The sequence below is a fragment of the Lentzea sp. NPDC004789 genome, from assembly GCF_053601075.1.
In genome coordinates this window covers 23,172-41,827 of the sequence record NZ_JBSGBE010000018.1, presented here as the reverse complement: position 1 = coordinate 41,827, position 18,656 = coordinate 23,172, and the positions used below count along the sequence as shown (strand labels likewise).

The following is an 18,656-nucleotide window of genomic DNA, read 5'->3' as shown; positions in this document are numbered from 1 at the left end:
AACTCGTGGACCGCACCGCGCTCGCGAAACGGGTCATTCCGCCGCACCCCGTGCTGTCGTTTCTCATCGTCGCCGGGTTCGTCGGCTTCCTCTACGTGGTCGAGGCGTACGACGTGGCGACCAACAGCTCGTTGGAGGGCGACGGCGTGCGGCCGCGCGACTTCAGCCAGTGGGACAACCTGCTCTGGATGCCGTTGATCCACAGCGACTGGAGCCACCTCACCGGCAACGCGGTTCCGTTGCTGCTGCTGGGATTCCTCGCGACCTCGGGAGGGCTCAAGCAGTTCTTCCAGGTCACCGTGGTCGTCTGGCTCACCTCGGCGCTGGGCGTGTGGGTGTTCGGCAGCGCCGGCAGCCACATCGGCGCGTCCGGGCTCGTGTTCGGGTTCCTGGCGTTCCTGCTGGTGCGCGGGATCTTCGCGAAGTCGTGGCTGCAGCTGCTGATCGCGGTCGGCGTGTTCGCGTTGTACGGCGCCGCGCTGTGGGGTGTGCTGCCCGGCCAGCCCGGCATCTCGTGGGAAGGCCACCTGTTCGGCGCAATCGGTGGAGTGCTGGCGGCGTGGGGCGTGGCGCGTGACAACCGCCGCGGCAGTGCACCGGCTAGATTCACGGCGTGACGATCGGGATCATGGACTCGGGCGTCGGCGGCCTCACGGTCGCCCGAGCGATCATGGACCAGCTGCCCGGCGAGTCGATCCACTACATCGGCGACACGGCGAACGGTCCCTACGGGCCGCTGCCCATCGCGCAGGCGCGCAAGCACGCGCTGGAGATCTGCGACCGGCTGGTCGACGAGGGCGCGAAGATGCTCGTGATCGCGTGCAACACCGCGTCCGCAGCGTGCTTCCGCGACGCCCGTGAGCGCTACCAGGTGCCGGTGGTCGAGGTGATCCTCCCGGCCGTGCGCCGTGCGGTGATGACGACGCGGAACAACCGCATCGGCGTGATCGCCACGGTCGGCACGATCAACTCGCACGCCTACCAGGACGCGTTCCAGGCGGCGCGGGACGTGAGCGTCACGGCGGCGGCCTGTCCGCGGTTCGTCGACTTCGTCGAGCGCGGCATCACGTCCGGGCGGCAGGTGCTCGGGCTGGCGCAGGCCTACCTGGAACCGTTGCAGCGCGCCGAGGTGGACACCGTGGTGCTCGGCTGCACGCACTACCCGTTGCTGACGGGCGTGATCCAGATCGTCATGGGCGACGCCGTGACGCTGGTGTCGAGCGCCGAGGAGACCGTGAAGGACGTGGTGCGGCTGCTGACCGAGCGCGACGAGTTCGCCGTCGACCCACCCGTCCACCGGGTGACGTGCACTGGTCCGCCCGAGCGGTTCGCGAAGCTCGCGGCCCGGTTCCTGCCTACCTTCGAACAGTGGGGCTGACGTGCTGCTGACCGTGCTCGGCTGCTCCGGCAGCATTCCCGGACCCGGCACGGCGGCGTCGGGGTACCTGCTGGAGGCGGACGGGTTCACGCTGGTGCTGGAGTTCGGCAACGGCGTGCTGTCGCGGTTCCAGGAGGAGCGCCCGCTGTTCGCGATGGACGCTCTCGTGCTCTCGCACCTGCACCCCGACCACTGCGTCGACGTGTCCTCGCTCTACGTGGCGCGGAAGTACCACCCGACGCCGCCCGCTGCTGCTTTGCCCGTCTACGCGCCCGCCGAGGCGCCGTCCCGTTTCGTCGCGGCCTACGCGCCCAACGAGGCCGAGCGGTCGTCGTTGGACTTCAGCGACGTCTTCTCGTTCCACGAGCTGGGCTCTTCCGTCCGGATCGGACCGTTCACCGTGGACTCGGCCCTGGTCGCGCATCCCTGCGAGGCGTACGGGTTCCGGATCTCGTGCGGCGGCGCCACGCTGGCCTACACCGGCGACAGCGGGCCGTGCGCGGCGCTGGACGAGCTGGCCGAGGGCGTCGACGTGCTGCTGAGCGAGGCGAGCTGGACGCACGCGCCGGACCGCGTGCCGGACCTGCACCTGTCCGGCCGGGAGGCGGGAGAGCTGGCCGCGCGGGCGGGTGCCGGACGGCTGCTGATCACGCACGTGCCGCCGTGGACCTCGCGCGAGGACGTGCTGGAGGAGGCCAAGGCCGCGTTCGGCGGGCCGTGTGAGCTGGTCGTCGAGGGCGGCCGGTACGAGGTGGGGGAGCAGCGATGATCGAGCTGGAGAGAGTCGGCGAGCACGAGTTCGTCGCCACGAACGGGCGCGGGGCGTCGGTGAAGATCGGCCGCAAGGGGCAGGAGGGCTCGTTCAGCCCGGTCGAGCTGCTGGTCGCGGCCGCGGCCGGCTGCGCGCTCGTGACGTCGGAGACCCTGATCCTGCGCCGCACCGGCGGCGACCGGCTGTCGGCGGTCGCGGACGCCGTTCAGTCCGAGAGCGGCAACGAGGTGATCTCCATCCCGGTGACGCTCTCGTACGACCTGTCCGCCGTGGAGGATCCCGCGGCGCTCGAAATCGTCGTCCGGCGTGCCGTGGAGCAGTTCTGCACGGTCACGCGGACGCTGAAGCAGTCGGCGACGGCGCCCCTTCAGCTCCCGACGCCGCTCCAGACCGCGGAGGACCCGCTGTGACCCACGCGCACGGTCTGCACCGTCGCGCCGACCGCGAGCAGGACCACCAGCACGGACACCACGACTGAGATCACCCGCCACGTCCGCGTGGTGGGTGCCTCCGCCGCCCGTTCCCGATCGGCGAGCCGACCGGCGACCAGCAGCGCGATCACCGCGACACCGAAGCCGAGCGCGATGGGCAGCAGCGTGTCGCCGAGCTCCGCGTGGGTCTGGATGGCGGGGTTCTGCACACCGTTGCGCTCCAGCGCGCCCTGGAGGTCCTCACCGGCCTGCTTGGCCACCGGCACGGCCCCCACGCCGAGCAACGTCACGCCCAGCACCAGCCAGGCGTACCTGCGCCGCCAGCCGGGAACCAGCGCGATCGCGACCGAACTGACCGCCGCGAGCGGCAGCAGCACGACCACGGCGTGCACGAACAACGGGTGAAGCGGAATACCGTCGATCGTCAGCATGTCTCTCCCTACGCCATCACGCTCCGCAGGGTTCACTAAGGTAGCCGCCGTGGTGCGAAGCGACGGTAGGAACGACGACGTGTTGCGTGACATCCGGATCACGCGTGGATATCAGACCTGGCCCGCGGGCTCGGTCCTGGTCGAGTTCGGCAACACCCGCGTGCTCTGCGCCGCGAGTGTCACCGAAGGCGTCCCCCGCTGGCGTTCGGGCTCGGGCCTCGGCTGGGTGACCGCCGAGTACGCGATGCTCCCGTCCGCCACCCACACCAGAAGCGACCGCGAGTCCGTGAAGGGCCGCATCGGCGGCCGCACCCACGAGATCTCGCGCCTGATCGGCCGCTCCCTGCGGGCCTGCATCGACCTGGCGGCCCTCGGCGAGAACACCATCGTCATCGACTGCGACGTCATCCAGGCCGACGGCGGCACCCGCACCGCCGCGATCACCGGCGCCTATGTCGCTCTGGCCGACGCGGTGACGTGGCTGGGCGCCGCGGGTCGTCTGGCCGACCCCTCACCGCTGTCCTGCGCGGTGTCCGCCGTGTCGGTCGGCGTCGTGGACGGCCGGGTCCGGCTGGACCTGCCCTACGAGGAGGACTCGCGGGCCGAGGTCGACATGAACGTCGTCGCCACCGACGCCGGCACGCTCATCGAGGTGCAGGGCACCGGCGAGGGCGCGACCTTCGCCCGGTCCACTTTGGACCGCATGCTGGACGTGGCGCTGCTGGGCTGCGCCGAGCTGAACCGCATCCAGGCCGCGGCTCTGGCGCAGCCGTACCCCGGCGTGCTGCCCGAGCCGAAGGCGAGCCGGCGATGAAGCTGCTGCTGGCCTCCCGCAACGCCAAGAAGCTCCGCGAGCTGCAGCGCATCGTGGCGGCCGAGGGGTTGTCCGGGATCACCGTGCTGTCGTTGGCGGACGTGCCCGAGTTCCCCGAGGCGCCCGAGACCGCGCCCGACTTCGAGGGCAACGCGCTGGCCAAGGCCCGTGACGCCGCCGCGGCCACCGGGCTGGTGTCCGTGGCGGACGACTCCGGGCTCGCGGTGGACGAGCTGAACGGCATGCCCGGCGTGCTGTCCGCGCGGTGGTCCGGCCGTCACGGTGATGACGAGGCCAACCTGGACCTGGTGCTGGGGCAGCTCGGTGACGTGCCGGACGAGCGCCGGGGTGCGGCGTTCGTGTCGGTCGTGGCTCTCGTCGTGCCCGGCGGTGAAGAGGTCGTCGTGCGGGGCGAGTGGCGGGGGAGGTTGCTGCGGGAGCGGCGCGGGACCAACGGGTTCGGGTACGACCCGATCTTCGTGCCGGAGGGGTACTCGATCACGTCCGCGGAGATGACCGCCGAGCAGAAGGACGCGGAGTCGCACCGGGGCCGGGCGTTGAAGCTGCTGGTCCCGCATCTGCGCAAACTGGTCTAACCGACCCACCTCACTTTTACTCCGGGACCGAGTTCCTCGACTCCCAGGTAGGAACGGCCTCGGCTCAGTTCCAGATCCAGTGACAGGTCCTTCAACGGCAGGACGTCCAATGGGATGCGACCCCTGAGCCCGAGGGTGCGCAGGTCCGACAGGTCGGGAAGCGCACTGACGTCAGGCCAGTCGTAGCAGTACAGCGTGTTCAGACTGGCTACTTCCGCGAGCGGGGTCAGATCGCAGTCAGGCGCCGGTTTGCTGAGGCCGAGGTGGGTGAAGGCTCGACCGCGCAGGAAGCCCAAGTCGTACCAAGGCTCGGACTGCAGCAGGCTCAGGAACACGAGGGTCTGCGGCAGTCGGTTCAGGTTCGAGTACCGCTGAGCGCCGCGCAGATGGACCAAAGCCGGACGGATCGACTCCAGCGGGCTGACGTCGATCTCGCCCGAGGTCTGCGTGCTGAGGAAGCGCAACCCCTTCACACGATCGAGGAACCGCAAGTCCGTAGATGTTTCGTCGACGAGCCAGAGATCGGTACCACGCAGGCGCCGGAGAAGATCCAGGTAAGGGATCAGACGGGTGATCGTGATCTTCGCGTAGCCGTTGTGCAACGGCGCGTCGGCCAGCACCTCTTCCGCATAGCGTTGGGGGTCGAAGTTGAGCCACGCTTCGAGAAGCGCCTCTTGCACGTTTTCCCGTGGATCGCGGGCGTACCCGGCCAGTCGTGCCATTGCTTCCGGCGATCCCACGAGCGCCGCGCTGCGCACGGTCGCTCCCGCGGCGGCGTCCGAGAGCCCGTCGAGCTCCGTCGGCAGGTAGCGCAGGACGCGATGGCCGATCGTGGCCAGCGAGGTGGTCTCCTTCTTGCTGCGCGGCGGAACCAGTCGGTCTCTGATGATCGCGTCTATCCGGTCGTGCACGTCCGCGTCGACGTCCCTGACGGTTTCCAGGCACGCGGCGGCCAGCAGCCTCAGCCGGCGAGCGTTCCGCGGTTCGCGGTCGGCGCGGTCGAGCACGTCGGTCAGGAGCTCGGTGACCTGGGAGCGTTGGCCGTGTCCGCAGGCCAGCACGATCGTCTGCGTCCACGAGTCCTGGTGCGCGTGGGCGACGAGCGTCTCGACCTGGCCGTCCTGCATCGCCTCCTCGCCGGCCAAATACTCCTGGAACGTCCGATGCACGAAGTCCACCTGGCCCGGCACGGGTTCGCGGATGACGCCGCTGCGCTCCAGCAGGTGCGTGACGACGGCGCCGGGTTCCTCGTCGACGTTGGGCATGGAGCGGATCTTGCGCGTCACGTGCTCGTGGACCTTGGGTGTGGGCAGCTGGGTTCGCCCGCCCAGGGTGAGCCGCCACGCCAGATCCCGCAGCAGCACCGTCTTGTCGGAGGTGGTGAGGATGCGGGCGATGCCGCGTTCGGCGTCGCGGAGGTCCAGGAGCATGGTGAGCGCCGCCGCGTACAACTCCATGCGGTTCTGCGGCAGCTCCGAGACCCGGCCGAGGTTCAGCGCGCACAACATCGCGCAGAGCAACGGCGAGGAGGCGAGCGAACGCAGGTGCTCGCGGCTGTCCAGCTGAGTGGTCAGCCGCCGTTGTGCTTCCTCGGGCGCCCCGGCGGCCTCGTGCCACCGCTGGAGGAACACCTTCACGTCGGCCGGGCTCATCTGCTCCAGCTCGACGGAAGAGAAGTCCAGCTCCGCCAACCACTTCTCGTCCGTCGCCGCGGGACGCGCCGTCACCACGACCTGCGCGGACGGGAAGACGTGCACGAGCTCGCGCAGCCACTCCCGGACGTGCTGGCGCTTCGACGGCGGCACCTCGTCGACGCCGTCCACCAGCAGAAGCCCTTTGCCGGCCTGCAGAACTCGGTGGACCCACCCGGCGGGCATGATCCCGGCGAGCCATCCGGTGACGAACTCCTCCGGCTTGGCCGGCAGCGGTGAGTCGGCGTAGGCGCGCAGCCGGATCGGGAACGGGATCAGGCCGTTCCACGACTGCAGGTTGCCGACGAACCCGCCGCGGGCCGCGGTGACCGCGAGCCAGTCGAGCAACGTCGTCTTTCCGGAGCCCGCTTCGCCGCGGACCAATGTGCGACTGGCCAGGGCCGACTCGACGCGCACGCCCGAGTGCGAGTGGTGGTCGGCCTGGCCGAACCACTCGTGCCGTTGTCGCTGCGCCCCCGAGACGGTGAGGCTCAGGTAGGCGACGCTCAGCGCCAGACGCGGGCGGTCCTTCATGGACAGACCGAGGAGTTCGAGGCGGTCGAGGTTGGCGGCGATGTAGCGCAGGTACTCGTCGCGGAACTCGTCGTCGTTGTCGGTGCCTTGCGGTGCGTGCAAAGACGTTCGGGGCAGGCGGGACAGCACGTCTTCGAGCAGGGCGGTCTGGACGGTGGCGCGGGACAGGACCTCGGCCAGGGCCCGTGGCTGGAAGGAGGGCAGGTGCCTGAGGATCTGCACGAGGTAGCGGCACGACTGGTCGAGGGCGATGTCGTAGCACCGGCCCAGATCCGTGCGCGGCAGCGAGCGGCGGATGCGCTGAGCCAGCACTTCCGGGTCGACGTCGTCGGCGAGCACGGCGGGGTCCGACAGGTCGACGGACGACAGCGCCGCCTCCACCGCGGCGACGGAGGCGGCGATCTCGCCCTCGGAGAACCGTTCGAGGACGGCTTCCAGTTGCTCGGTGACCTGGTGGCCGATGTGCTGGACCAGGGTGTCGAGCTTCGCTCGTTGGGTGGGCTTCGCGAGTTCCCGGGCGGCGAGCTCGGTCAGCGGCAGGGTTCGCGTGTCCGGAGTGGCCAGCCACTCGGTGGCGGCGCGCATCGCCACCGACTGGCCCAGCTTGGAGACCGCGACGATTTCTAAGCCCACCCAAACGAGGTTAGACCGCGGCCGCCTGCGCGTGGGACGCGACGGACACGACGCACACGCCTGCCGCGATGAGGGCCATGCCGGTCAGCATCGCGAGGTTCAGCGGGTCGGCGAACAGCACGCGGCTGGTGATGGCGACCAGGGCGATGCCCGCACCGGCCCAGACCGCGTAGGTGATGGCGACGGGCAGGCCCATCCGGATCACCACCGACTCCAGGTAGAGGGCGGTCAGGAAACCGGCGGCCAGGCCGGCGACCGGCCACGGTTTCGTGAAGCCGTCGGAGTACTTGAGACAAAGGGTTGCGAAAACTTCCGCGCCTACGGCGACGGTCAGCAATATCCACTTGAGCATTGAATTTTCCCAGCACGAAATGCACGTACGCGAAACGCACGTGTTTGACTGCGAACGGACGACGGGGCTGATCAGCCCAGGTCAACCGCCGCGCGTGGGGAAGTGGACGCGCAGGACGAAATCAGACGGGATGTCGGGACCGCGAGGTGCCGTCAAGCGACACACGGTGTATCACCCTCACCGGAACAAGGGGCGGCATTTTGCGCGCCCTCACCTCGACCATACCCGAAGAAGGGGCCGCCGCCGCAAGTCTTGCGGCGGCGGCGTCACACGAAGCGCGGAAATTCAGGCTGTGTGGAACCTCAAGCAGGAAGTTCGCGCAGCAGCTTGGCGACGTGGCCGGTGGCGCGGACGTTGTACATGGCCTTGACGATCTTGCCGTCGGGGCCGACGAGGAACGTGGAGCGGATGACGCCCTGGACGGTGCGGCCGTAGTTCTGCTTTTCGCCGAACGCGCCCCACTCGGTCAGGACCTTCTTGTCCGGGTCGCCGAGCAGCGGGAAGTTCAGGCCTTCGGCGTCGCGGAACTTGGCGAGCTTCTCCTGCTTGTCGGGCGAGATGCCGACGACCTCGTAGCCGGAGCCGGCGAGCGCGCCGAGGTTGTCGCGGAAGTCGCAGGCCTGCTTGGTGCAGCCCGGCGTGCTCGCGGCCGGGTAGAAGTACACGACCACGGACTTGCCGAGGTAGTCGGACAGGGACACCGGCTTGCCCTCGCTGTCGGGCAGCGTGAACGCGGGCGCGATGTCTCCAGGTTCGAGACGACTGGTCATGCTGTTGAGCCTAGGCCTGGCCTTCGAAGACGGTGGCCACGTCCTGGGCCTGACCACCCGGCTGGATGGACAGCTGCATCTTCACCGGCAGCTCGGACACGGCGAACGCCACCTGGATCTGGGTGTCGCGGCCCGGCGGGAGCTCCGCGACGGCGCCGGCGAGGCCGTTGAGGCCCTGCGCGGAGTCGACCAGCTCGGCGGCGGGGGAGCCGTCGGCCGTGGCGCGCACGGTGAGCCGGGAGGGGCGGTAGGACGCCTTGGAGCCGTTGTAGACGGTGATCGTGAAGACCGCGGTGCGCTTGGCCGGTGGGACCGCCGTCGGGGACGGCGTGAGCGAACGGGGAGCGGACACCACGATGGACAGGCCGGAGGCCCACACGCGCTGCGTGCCGAACGCGGCGGCGCCGGACGCGCTGGGCGTCTCGGCTCGTTGTTCGACGGTCAGGTTCTCGTCCGGGGTGACGGCGACACCGGGGCCCGCACATCCCGCCACGGCCAGCAGCAGGCACAGGCCCGCGGCCGATTTGGCGAACTTCACGAACTCCCCTTTCCCACCCCGGCGGTGGGTGTGAACGACTCCCGTCAACTGTGACGGTGCCGAAGGGGTGGCGGGGACCGAAAGAGGGCCTTGAAGCGGACCTGGTGCCGGGCCGTGGCCGTCTCGTGATGGGCGGCGTGGGCGGCGCCACACAGTGCGCCTGCCCCACGCCGTCCGCCTGATGAAGCTAGGGAGCGCGTCGGGGGGCGTGCGCGCTCACACCGATCATCGCCCACAGTGTGTCTGGCGCTACAAGCGGAGCCGTTTATCACCCGTTCAGACCAGCGTCAGTCGTACGAAACGTGAAGGTCACGCCTGGCCGACTCACGTATGTGCGGCTGAACGGCCCATCTCCGGCGTCCGTTCGGCCACCTCGCTGAGCAGTTCGAACGAACGGAGGCGGTCAGCGTGGCCGTGCACGATGGTCGTCACCATCAGCTCGTCGGCGGCCGTCGACTCCATCAACTCGTCGAGCCCCGCGCGGACCGTTGAGGGGGACCCGATGATCTGGGTGGCCATGCGGTCCTCGATCACCAGCTCGTCGATCTCGGTGTACGGGTAGGCCGCCGCCTCCTCCGGCGTGGCCAGCGGCGCCGGACGTCCCTGGCGCAGCCGCACGAACGACAGCGCCCCCGGACCGGCGATGTACCGGGCGTGCTCGTCGGTGTCGGCGACGATCACCGAGGCGCACACCATCGCGTACGGCTCCTGCAGGACCTCCGACGGCCGGAAGTGCCGCCGGTACAGCTCCAGCGCGGGCAGCGTGTTCTGCGCGCTGAAGTGGTGGGCGAACGCGAACGGCAGGCCGAGCAGACCGGCGGCCTGCGCGCTGTAGCCGGACGAGCCCAGCAGCCAGATCGGCGGCTTGTGGCCGGCGGCGGGCACGGCGTTGAGCTCCGCGGTGCCCTCGAAGTACTTGATGAGCTCGGTGAGCTCCTGCGGGAAGTTCTCCGCGGACAGCCCCGCCTCGGTGCGCCGCAGCGCCCGTGCCGTCTTCTGGTCGGTGCCGGGCGCGCGGCCGATGCCGAGGTCGATGCGGCCGGGGTGCAGCGCCTCCAGCATGCCGAACTGCTCCGCGACGACCAGCGGCGCGTGGTTGGGCAGCATCACACCGCCGGAGCCGACCCGGATCGTCGACGTCGCGTCCGCGACGTGCCCGATCAGCACGGCGGGTGCGGACGAGGCGATGCCGGGCATGTTGTGGTGCTCGGCGAACCAGTACCGGTGGTAGCCGAGTCGTTCTGCCTGCTGAGCGAGTTCGCGAGAGTTCCGCAGCGCGGTCGAGGCGTCCGATCCCGACGTGATGGGAGCGAGGTCGAGAACGGACAGCGGAATCTCACGAAGTCGGCTCATACATCGATCAACACCGATGCTTGGTGACTTCTTCCGTGACGCGGGTAACTCGTTTCGCGGGACGTTTCGCGGTCACCCGCCGGTTGTCCGTGGTGTGACGGATGTGGTGGTGATCGGCGCGGGACAGGCGGGCCTGTCCGCCTCGTACTTCCTTCGGCGCCGCGGCGTCGACCACGTCGTGCTGGACGCGAACGACGCTCCCGGCGGCGCGTGGCTGCACCGCTGGCCCTCGTTGCGGATGCGGACCGTGCACGGCATCCACGAACTGCCCGGCATGCCGTTCGAGCAGCCCTCGCCGGACGAGCCCGCCAACGTCGCGATCCCGTCCTACTTCGCCCGCTACGAACAGCTCTTCGACCTGCCGGTGATCCGCCCGGTGAACGTCACGCAGGTGGTCGACGACGGCTCGCTGCTCAAGGTCGAGACGTCCCACGGCGTCTGGACCACGCGCGGCCTGATCAACGCGACCGGCACGTGGCGCCGCCCGTTCTGGCCGCACTACCCCGGCCAGGAGACGTTCCGGGGCCGTCAGCTGCACACCGCGGACTACCAGGGGCCAGCGGAGATGACGGGTAAGCGGGTCGTGGTGGTGGGTGGCGGTGCTTCCGCGACACAGCTGCTCATGGAACTCGCTCCGTTCGCGGCGGAGACCCGGTGGGTCACGCGGCACGAACCGGTGTGGCGGGAGGGCCCGTTCACCGAGGACTACGGCCGCCGGGTGGTCGGCATGGTCGACGAACGCGTCCGCAGGGGACTGATCCCGCGCAGCGTCGTCAGCGTGACCGGACTGGCCTTGAACGACCAGACGCGGGCCGGGATCGCGTCCGGGGTGCTGGACCGGAAGCCGATGTTCGCGCGCATCACGCCGGACGGGGTCGAGTGGGCGTCCGGCGAGCACTTCGACGCCGACGTCATCCTGTGGGCCACCGGTTTCCGGCACGACCTCGACCACCTCGCGCCGCTGCACCTGCGGGCGCCGGGCGGTGGCATCAAAGTCGAAGGCACCCGAGTGGTGTCCGACCCGCGCGTTCACCTCGTCGGCTACGGGCCGTCGGCGAGCACTATCGGCGCGAACCGAGCCGGCCGGAGCGCCGTTCGCGAGCTGATGCGGCACCTCGACGCCGTGCCAGCCGGGTGACCACGAAGATCACGACGGCGATCAGCGCCAGGCCCAGGACGACCTTCGAGGCGATGCCCACGTACTGCTCGACCAGGTGCCAGTTGTCGCCCAGCAGGTAGCCCGCGAGGATCAGGGCCGTGTTCCACAGGAGACTGCCCGCAGCGGTGTAGGCGAGGAACGGGACCAGTCGCATGCGCTCGATCCCGGCCGGGATCGAGATCAGGCTGCGGAACACCGGGATCATGCGGCCGAAGAACACCGCGCGGTAGCCGTTGCGCAGGAACCACGCCTCGGTCTTGTCCACATCGGACAGACGCACCAGCGGCATGCGGGCGGCGATCCGGCGCACGCGGTCGCGGCCCAGCAGCGCGCCGATCCAGTACAGCACCAGGGCCCCTGCCACGGAGCCTGCCGTGGTCCAGAGGATGGCGTCGAACAGCGACATCTTGCCCTGGCCCGCGGTGAAACCGGCCAGGGGCAGGAAGACCTCGCTCGGCAGCGGCGGGAACAGGTTCTCCAGCGCGATGGCCAAAGCCGCGCCGGGTGCGCCGGCCGTGTTCATGAGGTCGGTGACCCAGTCGACCAAGTTCATGCAGTCCAAGTTACGGAGAGGATGCCGGGAGCGGCCGCGAAGTCCGGATGGGGAGCACCGCATTCCGGACTTCGCGGAGGACCGCTATGCGCAGCGAATCCTCGCGTCGGCCCAAGAAGCGCGGTCGTTCTGGGTGCCGTCACCACCGTCGAGGACGCGCAGGGTGAGAGTCCTCACGCCGCTCACGTCCACGGCCAGGTCGCGAGCAGGGGTCCGCACGCCCAGAACGCCCGTGTCGGCCAGGACCACGCCGTCCCCGAGCACCTGGAACGACACCGTGCCGCCTGCCTTCTGCCGGGCCACGTCCAGGCCCGCCTCGTCGTCGACACCGACCGAGGCGGCAAAGGCGGTGCAGCGCGCGTCGAGTGCATAGGTGATCTCGGACGACGCGTGTGTGCCGAGGCCCTTGCCGTAGGTGACCCGGCGGATCGCGATGCCGCGGCCGTCACCGGCAGCGGGGCCGCCGTTGGTCAGGTCCTTCTCGACCGGGCCGTCGCCGCCGACCGCGGACACCCACGGGCGGTCCGTCAGGTAGGACCAGCCGTCCGGGAGAGGCCGCACCAGGTGCACCCGCGCGGTCTTCTCGGACTCCACGCCGCCGTTGAACGACGCCACGACCGGGATGTCGAAGTAGCCGTAGGACGACGGCGACGCGGGCGGCACGACGGTCCACGAACCCGACAGCGCCTGGCCGGGCCGCACCGAGCGGGCCCTGACCGGCTCGCCCCGCACCGACCAGCCGGCGGGCACGCGAGGTGCCAGCGTCACCCCGTGCACGTCCTCCTGCGTGGTGAAGAGGCCGGTCACCTTGAAGCCGTTGGACGCGGTCGAGACGGAGGTCGACGGCACGGCGGCAACCGGTCGCTCGCAGGTGCGCGCCCCCGCCCGGCAGGCGATCGCGGCGAACCCGCCGTTGGCCACGACGTCGAGCGTCAGCACGTCTCCCGAACGCATGGTCCGGGACTCGCGCACGAGACCGGCAGGTCCGTCCCGCGTGATCTCCACCAGCCAGCGGCCGGACGGCAGCGAGAACGGCACGGAGACGGTCCTGGCGGCACCGGAGTACCCGCCACCGATGAACCACCGGTCACCGGACCGGCGGGCGAACACCGAGTGGTCGCCAGGACGTCCGGACAGCAGCCGCGTCTCGTCCCACGCGGTCGGCACCTGGTCGACGAATCGCTCGGCGGCGGGCCGCGCCGCGTAGTCCTCCGGGCGTCCGGCCAGGTTCGCGAGCCCCGATTCGTAGATCACGGTCAACGCCAGCTCGTGCGCGTCGGACGTGGTGCGGGAAGGCCGGTGCCAGGCCAACGGCGTGTAGTCCATGCCACCGACGACGTTGCGCGTGAACGGCAGCGAGGTCAGGTGTGTTCCGGTGAGGCCGGAGGACTTCTCTCCACCGTGCACGGCTTCCATCGTCATGACCTGCGGCCACGTGCGTTGCAGGCCGTGCGGGATCGTCGAGCCGTGGAAGTTCACCAGCAGGTGGTGCTGGGCGGTCTCCGCGAGAATCCGGTCGTACCAGCGATAGCGGTCCTGGCCGTCGGAGTCCATGAAGTCGATCTTCACGCCCGCGATGCCCCACTTCTCGAACAACGCCAGCCTGGCAGCGCTCTCAGCGGGTGTGTCGAGCTCGTCGTAGTGGATCCACAGATGGATCTTCACGCCCCGTGCGGCGGCGTACGACACGAGCTGCGGGATCCACGATGTCTGCTCCCACGACGGGTCGTAGTCCCAGTTCGGGTCGAAGTACCAGCCGGCGTCGACCAGCGCGTACGGCCAGCCGTGCTGTGCCGCGTAGTCGACGTACTGCTTCTGCATCGCGAGGCTCTGCCCGGCCTCGCGGCCACCGGCGAGCCAGCTCCAGAACACCTTGCCCGGCTTGATCCACGACGTGTCGCGCACCTTCGAGGCCGGCGCCAGGTCGTCCACCAGCGTCGACTCGGTGACGTCGGCGAGCGAGCCGACGATCGCGGTGCGCCACGGCGACTGCCACGGGCCGTCCACCTGCACCTGCTCGTCCCAGTACTTGATCGAGTAGACGCCCGAACCGGCGGTGTGGACCAGCCGCGCCCCCGAGTGCCGACCGTCCACAGAGGACTCGGTGAGCAGCGCGTACACGCCGTTCGTCTCGAACAACGCGGGATGCAGGTACTCGGCGGACTCCGCGGTGGCCGCGTTCGTCTGCACGAACGGGTTCTCGTAGTCGCGCCGGTACTTCGCGATCCACGCCGTCGCGGCGGACGGCACGACGAACGCCGACGTCTCGCGCAGCACGTTGCCCAGCCCGGCCGGCAGTTCGTACCGGTACGCGACGCCGTCCGCCGCGGTCCGCACGACGAGATCGAACCGGGCCGCGCCGGTGAACGAGTAGCGCTCCTCCTTGTGCGCCACCGTGCGCTGCCGCTGCTTGCCGGACGACGCGGTGTAGTGCTCGAACACCCGGCGCTCGGAGTGGCCGGTCAGCGTCAATCCACCAGAAAGATCCGCTCTTTCCGTCACCACGCCCAGTGGGCTCGGCTCCAGCACCGTGGTGTCGCCGCGGGTCACGGACAGTGTCGGAACGCCGTTCGACAGCTGCACGACAGCCTTCGGCCGGACTGCTGTTTCTGCTGATGCCAGAGGGGGTATGGCACTCGCTGTCAGCACGACGACCAACGCTGTCGCCGCGCGCCATCGCGCGGGGGTCAACCGCATGTCCAGTCCTCCCAGAACCTCGGTCGCGGCGGCGACAGATCCGATGTATACGCGTTGACGGTCCATCGGTCCACACCCCGTGCCGGAGAGGAGCCGCGGATCTCACAGCGGATGGTGGGGACGCACCTGCAGCGGTTCCGGCGCGAGCTCGACCTGCCGACACGGGAGCAGATCGCGAACTGGGGCTCCACCGGCGGCTGACGCGGGCAGACAGGGCTGCACGCGGGCGCGCAGTGATGTGCGCCGTTGGCGCGGCGGAGATTCGCCGAGGTCAGAGCGGCGTGGGGGCCCGCGATGGCGCCAGCACCAGAGCCTCGGGGGTCTGGGGGCCGTCCCCCAGAAGACATGAGGAGCGAGGCGGCCGACGCTCTCTGCCGGCACACCGCGCCCACGAGCGGATGAGGTCGGGGGGACTCGAACCCCCACTGGCTGGGACCTAAACCCAGTGCCTCTGCCAATTGGGCTACGACCCCTCACGTGGAAGCCTATAGGCCCCTCATGTACTCGCTCTCTCGGGTCGCTCGAAGCCGGGTCTGCGGCCGTCCACTACGGTGAGCGGCAGAACCGCTGCTAGGAGGACATGTGGCTCGCGATCCCGACACCATCCAGCGCGAGATCGAACAGGCTCGCACCGCGCTGGCCGCCACCCTGGACGAGCTCAGCGAGCGCGCGAACCCGCAGAAGCTCGTCGAGCAGGGCAAGTCGTCCGTGCTCGACGTGCTGAGCCAGCCCAAGGTCAAGTACACGCTGATCGCGGTTGGTGCGGTGGTCGGCTTCGCGCTGGTGCGCAAGCTGTTCCGCTAGGCGTGCACCAACGGTAAGAGGACCTGCTCGACGACCTTCTCCACGAACGGCTCGTCGAGCGGGTCTCCCGTGAGCATCAGCCGGTAGATCAGGGCCGCGCCCGCGATCTCGACGGCCATGCCGCGCGGGGCGTCGGCTTTGAGCTCGCCCCGTTCGGCGGCGCGGTCGAGGATGCCGCGCAGCACGTCGCGCTGCGAGATCAGGAACGTCTCCCGGAACGCCGAGGCCAGCTCCGGCTCGTGCGGCAGCTCGCCGACGAGTGCCTGGGCGGCCTTGCCGATCGGTCCGGAGAGGAACGCGGCGAACGACGAGAGGAACTCGCGCAGGTCGCCGGCGAGTGAGCCGGTGTCCGGTGCCGCGAGGTTCTGGGTGGCGAGCTGGGTGCACGTGTCGATCACGAGATCGAGCTTCGACTCCCACCGCCGGTAGATCGTGGCTTTGCCCGCTCTAGCGCGGGCCGCCACCGCGTCCATGGTGAGGGCCCGGTACCCGACCTCGGCCATCACCTCCAGTGCTGCCTGACGTAATGCGTCGTCCCTGCTGGCGTCGCGAGGACGGCCCCGCTGGGGGACCTTGCCCTCGTTGTACGCCGCTGTCGACACGGCCATGCCACCTCCCGATTGCAAGGGCACGGCACGTGCGTGTCTCCCCGCCCCTTTGGCGGGTCATCCTAGGCGTCTTGTCCTTCTCGCAGGAGCAAGAGCACCCGGTTGTTGCTTCGTGTTGCGTGTAGTGGGGTCTTGCGCGATGTGACCTAGAACTCCTACCTTTCCCAGTTGTCTGGACCAAGCTGCACCGCCGCGCAGCTGGACGGTTGTTGTCGTCATGCGCGGGCGAGGAGCGGAAATGGTCTTTGGCAGGCGGGGTTTCATCGGCGGAACCACAGCGGCTGTGCTGCTCGCCCAGACGGGGGTGGCGGCCGGGCAGGAGACCGTGTCCTCGGATGTCTTCGACTGTGAAGGCATGTCGGAACGGGACTGGGAAAAGTTCCTGGCGGCGCAGGATCTCGTTTGGCAGAAGCCTCCGACGCAGTACGGGCAGGCGCCGTTCCTCGGTGACGGGCGGCTCGGCAGCGTCGTGTACGCGGAGGGCAACACCGTCCGGTTCACCGTGCAGCACGCGGACGTGCAGGACCACCGCACCAGCGGCGGCAGCCAGTTCGGCGTGTGCCGGCTGCCCGTCGGCAACCTGAAGCTGACCGCCGCGGGCACCGTCACGGCCGTCGACTGGCGTCTCGACCTGTGGAACGCGGAGCTGCGTGGAACCGTGACCACGTCGCTCGGCGTGATCTCGTTCTCCGCCTACGTCCACAGCACCCGTTCGGTGCTGTCGGTGCAGGTCAGCGCCACCGGCGACGAGAAGCCCGTGCTGGAGTTCGTGCCGTCCAAGGCGATCCCGCCGCGCGCGGACTTCAACCCGCTGCCGGACGGCTACGTCCTCAACCCCGACCCCGTGACGAAAGCGGACGGCCACGAGACGCTGGTGACGCAGGCCCTGAACGCGGGCGGGCAGACGGCAACCGCTTTCCGGATCATCACGACCGGACGCGGCCAGCGCCTGCTGCTGTCGGTGGCGCACACCTATCCCGAGATCGGCGCCGACAAGATCGTGCTGGCGGCCGTGCGCGAGGCTGCGCTGCTCGGCGGGCTGCTGACCCGCACGCATCGCAGGTGGTGGAACGACTTCTACCGGAAGAGCTTCCTGTCGTTCGGGGACCAGCGGCTGCAGGCGTTCTACTGGATCCAGCTCTACAAGGTCGCGTCCGGGTCGCGAGCCGGCAGCCCGGTGATGGCGACGACCGGACCGTGGCTGGAGAAGACGCCGTGGGCCGCTGCCTGGTGGAACCTCAACGTGCAGCTGGAGTACTGGCTGATCCACGGCTCCAACCACCTGGAGCTGGACTCGATCGCGAGCACGCTGAAGGCCGACCAGGCCCAGCTCGTCGCCAACGTCAAGGAGCAGTACCGGCACGACTCGGCGGGGGTCGCGCGCAGCACCGACCGCCACACGTCCAACGGGAGCACGCTGTACGAGCCGGGCACGGGCGGCACCGGCGTGAAGGAGCTCGGCAACCTCACCTGGGCGCTGCACAACGTCTGGCTGTCGTACCGGCACAGCATGGACGTCCGGATCCTCTCCGACGTGGTGTTCCCGCTGCTGCGCCGGTCGATCAACTACTACCTGCACTTCCTGAAGAAGGGCAACGACGGCAAGCTCCACCTCGACGTCACGACCTCGCCCGAGTACGGCGACGCGCCCGACTGCAACTACGACCTGCAGCTCATCCGGTGGGGCTGCCAGACGCTGATCGACTCGGCGAAGCTGCTGAAGATCAACGACCCGCTGGCGCCGAAGTGGGCGGAGGTGCTGCGCGACCTCACGCCGTACCCGGTGGACGAGAACGGCTTCATGATCGGCGCCGGTGTGCCGTTCGTGAACTCCCACCGCCACTTCTCGCACCTGCTCGCGACGTTCCCGCTCATGACGGTGAACTGGGACCAGCCGGAGAACCGCGAGCTCATCGAGAAGTCGTTGCACCACTGGATGTCGCTCGAACCGGCGCACCGCGGCTACAGCTACTCCGGTTCCGGCTCGATCGCCGCCCGCATGTTCCGCGGCGACGAGGCCTACGGCTACTTCCTGAAGATGTTCGACACGACCAAGCGCTACCCGGTTCTCGAGAACACGATGTACACCGAGGCGGGCCCGGTCGTCGAGACGCCGCTGTCCGGCGCGCAGACCATCCACGACTTCGTGTGCCAGAGCTGGGGCGGCATCGTCAGGGTGTTCCCGGCCGTGCCGTCGGCGTGGCCGGACGTCGTGATCGCCGATCACTCGTGCGAGGGCGGGTTCTCGGTCACGGCCCGCCGGTCCGGTGGCAGGACGCAGTTCGTGCTCGTCCGCAGCCGCGCGGGTGAGCCGTTGGTGCTGCGGCACGGCATCGACGGCCCGGTGTCCGTGGTGACGCCCGGTGGCCGTCCCGTCCGGTACCACGACCGCGGCGACGGGACGTTCGAGATCCCGCTGCGCCGCGGCCAGGAAGTCCTGGTGCACCCCAGGGGCCGCCGCCCCGACCTGGCCGTGAGGCCGGTCAGCATCACGACCCCGGGCAAGCCCTGGGGTCTGCCCGCGTGACCCCCTGCTGTTCGA

18 protein-coding genes and 1 tRNA gene are annotated in these 18,656 nt (G+C 69.6%); 9 read left to right on the top strand and 10 right to left on the bottom strand.

Annotated features, from left to right (window positions below):
• Positions 1-5 precede the first annotated feature (5 nt).
• The 4 genes from ACWEIJ_RS33450 to ACWEIJ_RS33435 are packed head-to-tail and all read left to right on the top strand — an operon-like array spanning position 6 to position 2,560.
• On the top strand, positions 6-617 hold the full coding sequence (locus ACWEIJ_RS33450; protein WP_449841238.1) for a rhomboid family intramembrane serine protease: 612 nt from the start codon (positions 6-8) through the stop codon (positions 615-617).
• 11 nt (positions 618-628) lie between these two features.
• Positions 629-1,378, top strand: a complete 750-nt coding sequence (gene murI / locus ACWEIJ_RS33445) for a glutamate racemase (protein WP_449841395.1) — start codon at positions 629-631, stop codon at positions 1,376-1,378.
• Between the two features lies 1 nt (position 1,379).
• Positions 1,380-2,147 carry an MBL fold metallo-hydrolase gene (locus ACWEIJ_RS33440; RefSeq protein WP_449841237.1) on the top strand — a complete coding sequence of 256 codons (768 nt, stop codon included), beginning with the start codon at positions 1,380-1,382 and terminating at the stop codon, positions 2,145-2,147.
• Positions 2,144-2,560 carry an OsmC family protein gene (locus tag ACWEIJ_RS33435; protein WP_449841236.1) on the top strand — a complete coding sequence of 139 codons (417 nt, stop codon included), beginning with the start codon at positions 2,144-2,146 and terminating at the stop codon, positions 2,558-2,560. Before ACWEIJ_RS33440 ends, ACWEIJ_RS33435 begins: the two co-directional genes overlap by 4 nt.
• Here the strand turns inward: ACWEIJ_RS33435 and ACWEIJ_RS33430 are convergent.
• A complete protein-coding gene (locus tag ACWEIJ_RS33430; protein WP_449841235.1) occupies positions 2,518-3,012 on the bottom strand; it encodes a DUF2231 domain-containing protein in 495 nt (164 codons plus the stop codon). The genes ACWEIJ_RS33435 and ACWEIJ_RS33430 overlap by 43 nt on opposite strands.
• Positions 3,013-3,061: 49 nt before the next feature.
• On the opposite strand from ACWEIJ_RS33430, the gene rph reads away from it, so the two are divergent.
• Both rph and rdgB read left to right on the top strand, forming a co-directional pair.
• Entirely contained in the window at positions 3,062-3,826 is a 765-nt protein-coding gene (gene rph / locus ACWEIJ_RS33425; RefSeq protein ID WP_449841234.1) for a ribonuclease PH, read from the top strand.
• The gene (rdgB, locus tag ACWEIJ_RS33420) at positions 3,823-4,422 is read left to right on the top strand and encodes an RdgB/HAM1 family non-canonical purine NTP pyrophosphatase (RefSeq protein ID WP_449841233.1); all 600 of its coding nucleotides are present in this window, start codon (positions 3,823-3,825) and stop codon (positions 4,420-4,422) included. Before rph ends, rdgB begins: the two co-directional genes overlap by 4 nt.
• On the opposite strand, the gene ACWEIJ_RS33415 is transcribed toward rdgB, so the two are convergent.
• The 5 genes from ACWEIJ_RS33415 to ACWEIJ_RS33395 form a co-directional block, all read right to left on the bottom strand.
• A complete protein-coding gene (locus ACWEIJ_RS33415) occupies positions 4,419-7,280 on the bottom strand; it encodes an NACHT domain-containing protein (protein ID WP_449841232.1) in 2,862 nt (953 codons plus the stop codon). The genes rdgB and ACWEIJ_RS33415 overlap by 4 nt on opposite strands.
• Before the next feature lie 10 nt (positions 7,281-7,290).
• Positions 7,291-7,632 carry a DMT family transporter gene (locus ACWEIJ_RS33410; protein WP_449841231.1) on the bottom strand — a complete coding sequence of 114 codons (342 nt, stop codon included), beginning with the start codon at positions 7,630-7,632 and terminating at the stop codon, positions 7,291-7,293.
• A gap of 302 nt (positions 7,633-7,934) precedes the next feature.
• The gene (gene bcp / locus ACWEIJ_RS33405) at positions 7,935-8,402 is read right to left on the bottom strand and encodes a thioredoxin-dependent thiol peroxidase (protein WP_449841230.1); all 468 of its coding nucleotides are present in this window, start codon (positions 8,400-8,402) and stop codon (positions 7,935-7,937) included.
• A 10-nt stretch (positions 8,403-8,412) separates the two neighbouring features.
• Positions 8,413-8,940, bottom strand: coding sequence for a hypothetical protein (locus ACWEIJ_RS33400; protein WP_449841229.1), 528 nt, complete (start codon positions 8,938-8,940; stop codon positions 8,413-8,415).
• A 324-nt stretch (positions 8,941-9,264) separates the two neighbouring features.
• Positions 9,265-10,293, bottom strand: coding sequence for an LLM class flavin-dependent oxidoreductase (locus ACWEIJ_RS33395; RefSeq protein ID WP_449841228.1), 1,029 nt, complete (start codon positions 10,291-10,293; stop codon positions 9,265-9,267).
• 94 nt (positions 10,294-10,387) lie between these two features.
• Between ACWEIJ_RS33395 and ACWEIJ_RS33390 the strand changes: the two genes are divergently transcribed.
• Positions 10,388-11,431 carry an FAD-dependent oxidoreductase gene (locus ACWEIJ_RS33390; RefSeq protein ID WP_449841227.1) on the top strand — a complete coding sequence of 348 codons (1,044 nt, stop codon included), beginning with the start codon at positions 10,388-10,390 and terminating at the stop codon, positions 11,429-11,431.
• Here the strand turns inward: ACWEIJ_RS33390 and ACWEIJ_RS33385 are convergent.
• From ACWEIJ_RS33385 to ACWEIJ_RS33375, 3 genes are all read right to left on the bottom strand, one after another.
• Entirely contained in the window at positions 11,355-12,005 is a 651-nt protein-coding gene (locus ACWEIJ_RS33385; protein ID WP_449841226.1) for a DedA family protein, read from the bottom strand. The two genes, ACWEIJ_RS33390 and ACWEIJ_RS33385, sit on opposite strands and share 77 nt — an antisense overlap.
• 84 nt (positions 12,006-12,089) lie before the next feature.
• Complete coding sequence (locus ACWEIJ_RS33380; protein WP_449841225.1) at positions 12,090-14,588, bottom strand: glycoside hydrolase family 97 catalytic domain-containing protein; 2,499 nt, start codon at positions 14,586-14,588, stop codon at positions 12,090-12,092.
• A gap of 513 nt (positions 14,589-15,101) precedes the next feature.
• Positions 15,102-15,175: transfer RNA gene (locus tag ACWEIJ_RS33375), tRNA-Leu, on the bottom strand.
• Between the two features lie 109 nt (positions 15,176-15,284).
• Between ACWEIJ_RS33375 and ACWEIJ_RS33370 the strand changes: the two genes are divergently transcribed.
• Entirely contained in the window at positions 15,285-15,506 is a 222-nt protein-coding gene (locus tag ACWEIJ_RS33370; protein ID WP_030469566.1) for a DUF3618 domain-containing protein, read from the top strand.
• Here the strand turns inward: ACWEIJ_RS33370 and ACWEIJ_RS33365 are convergent.
• Positions 15,503-16,114, bottom strand: coding sequence for a TetR/AcrR family transcriptional regulator (locus ACWEIJ_RS33365; protein WP_449841224.1), 612 nt, complete (start codon positions 16,112-16,114; stop codon positions 15,503-15,505). The two genes, ACWEIJ_RS33370 and ACWEIJ_RS33365, sit on opposite strands and share 4 nt — an antisense overlap.
• A 238-nt stretch (positions 16,115-16,352) precedes the next feature.
• Between ACWEIJ_RS33365 and ACWEIJ_RS33360 the strand changes: the two genes are divergently transcribed.
• Entirely contained in the window at positions 16,353-18,641 is a 2,289-nt protein-coding gene (locus tag ACWEIJ_RS33360; RefSeq protein WP_449841223.1) for a glycosyl hydrolase family 95 catalytic domain-containing protein, read from the top strand.
• Positions 18,642-18,656: the final 15 nt, after the last annotated feature.

Excerpts from the sequence above, each read along its gene's own strand:
- murI (WP_449841395.1), top strand. The coding sequence starts at position 629 with ATGGACTCGGGCGTCGGCGGCCTCACGGTCGCCCGAGCGATCATGGAC.
- ACWEIJ_RS33435 (WP_449841236.1), top strand. The coding sequence starts at position 2,144 with ATGATCGAGCTGGAGAGAGTCGGCGAGCACGAGTTCGTCGCCACGAAC.
- ACWEIJ_RS33430 (WP_449841235.1), bottom strand. The coding sequence starts at position 3,012 with ATGCTGACGATCGACGGTATTCCGCTTCACCCGTTGTTCGTGCACGCC.
- rdgB (WP_449841233.1), top strand. The coding sequence starts at position 3,823 with ATGAAGCTGCTGCTGGCCTCCCGCAACGCCAAGAAGCTCCGCGAGCTG.
- ACWEIJ_RS33410 (WP_449841231.1), bottom strand. The coding sequence starts at position 7,632 with ATGCTCAAGTGGATATTGCTGACCGTCGCCGTAGGCGCGGAAGTTTTC.
- bcp (WP_449841230.1), bottom strand. The coding sequence starts at position 8,402 with ATGACCAGTCGTCTCGAACCTGGAGACATCGCGCCCGCGTTCACGCTG.
- ACWEIJ_RS33395 (WP_449841228.1), bottom strand. The coding sequence starts at position 10,293 with ATGAGCCGACTTCGTGAGATTCCGCTGTCCGTTCTCGACCTCGCTCCC.
- ACWEIJ_RS33385 (WP_449841226.1), bottom strand. The coding sequence starts at position 12,005 with ATGAACTTGGTCGACTGGGTCACCGACCTCATGAACACGGCCGGCGCA.
- ACWEIJ_RS33365 (WP_449841224.1), bottom strand. The coding sequence starts at position 16,114 with ATGGCCGTGTCGACAGCGGCGTACAACGAGGGCAAGGTCCCCCAGCGG.
- ACWEIJ_RS33360 (WP_449841223.1), top strand. The coding sequence starts at position 16,353 with ATGGTCTTTGGCAGGCGGGGTTTCATCGGCGGAACCACAGCGGCTGTG.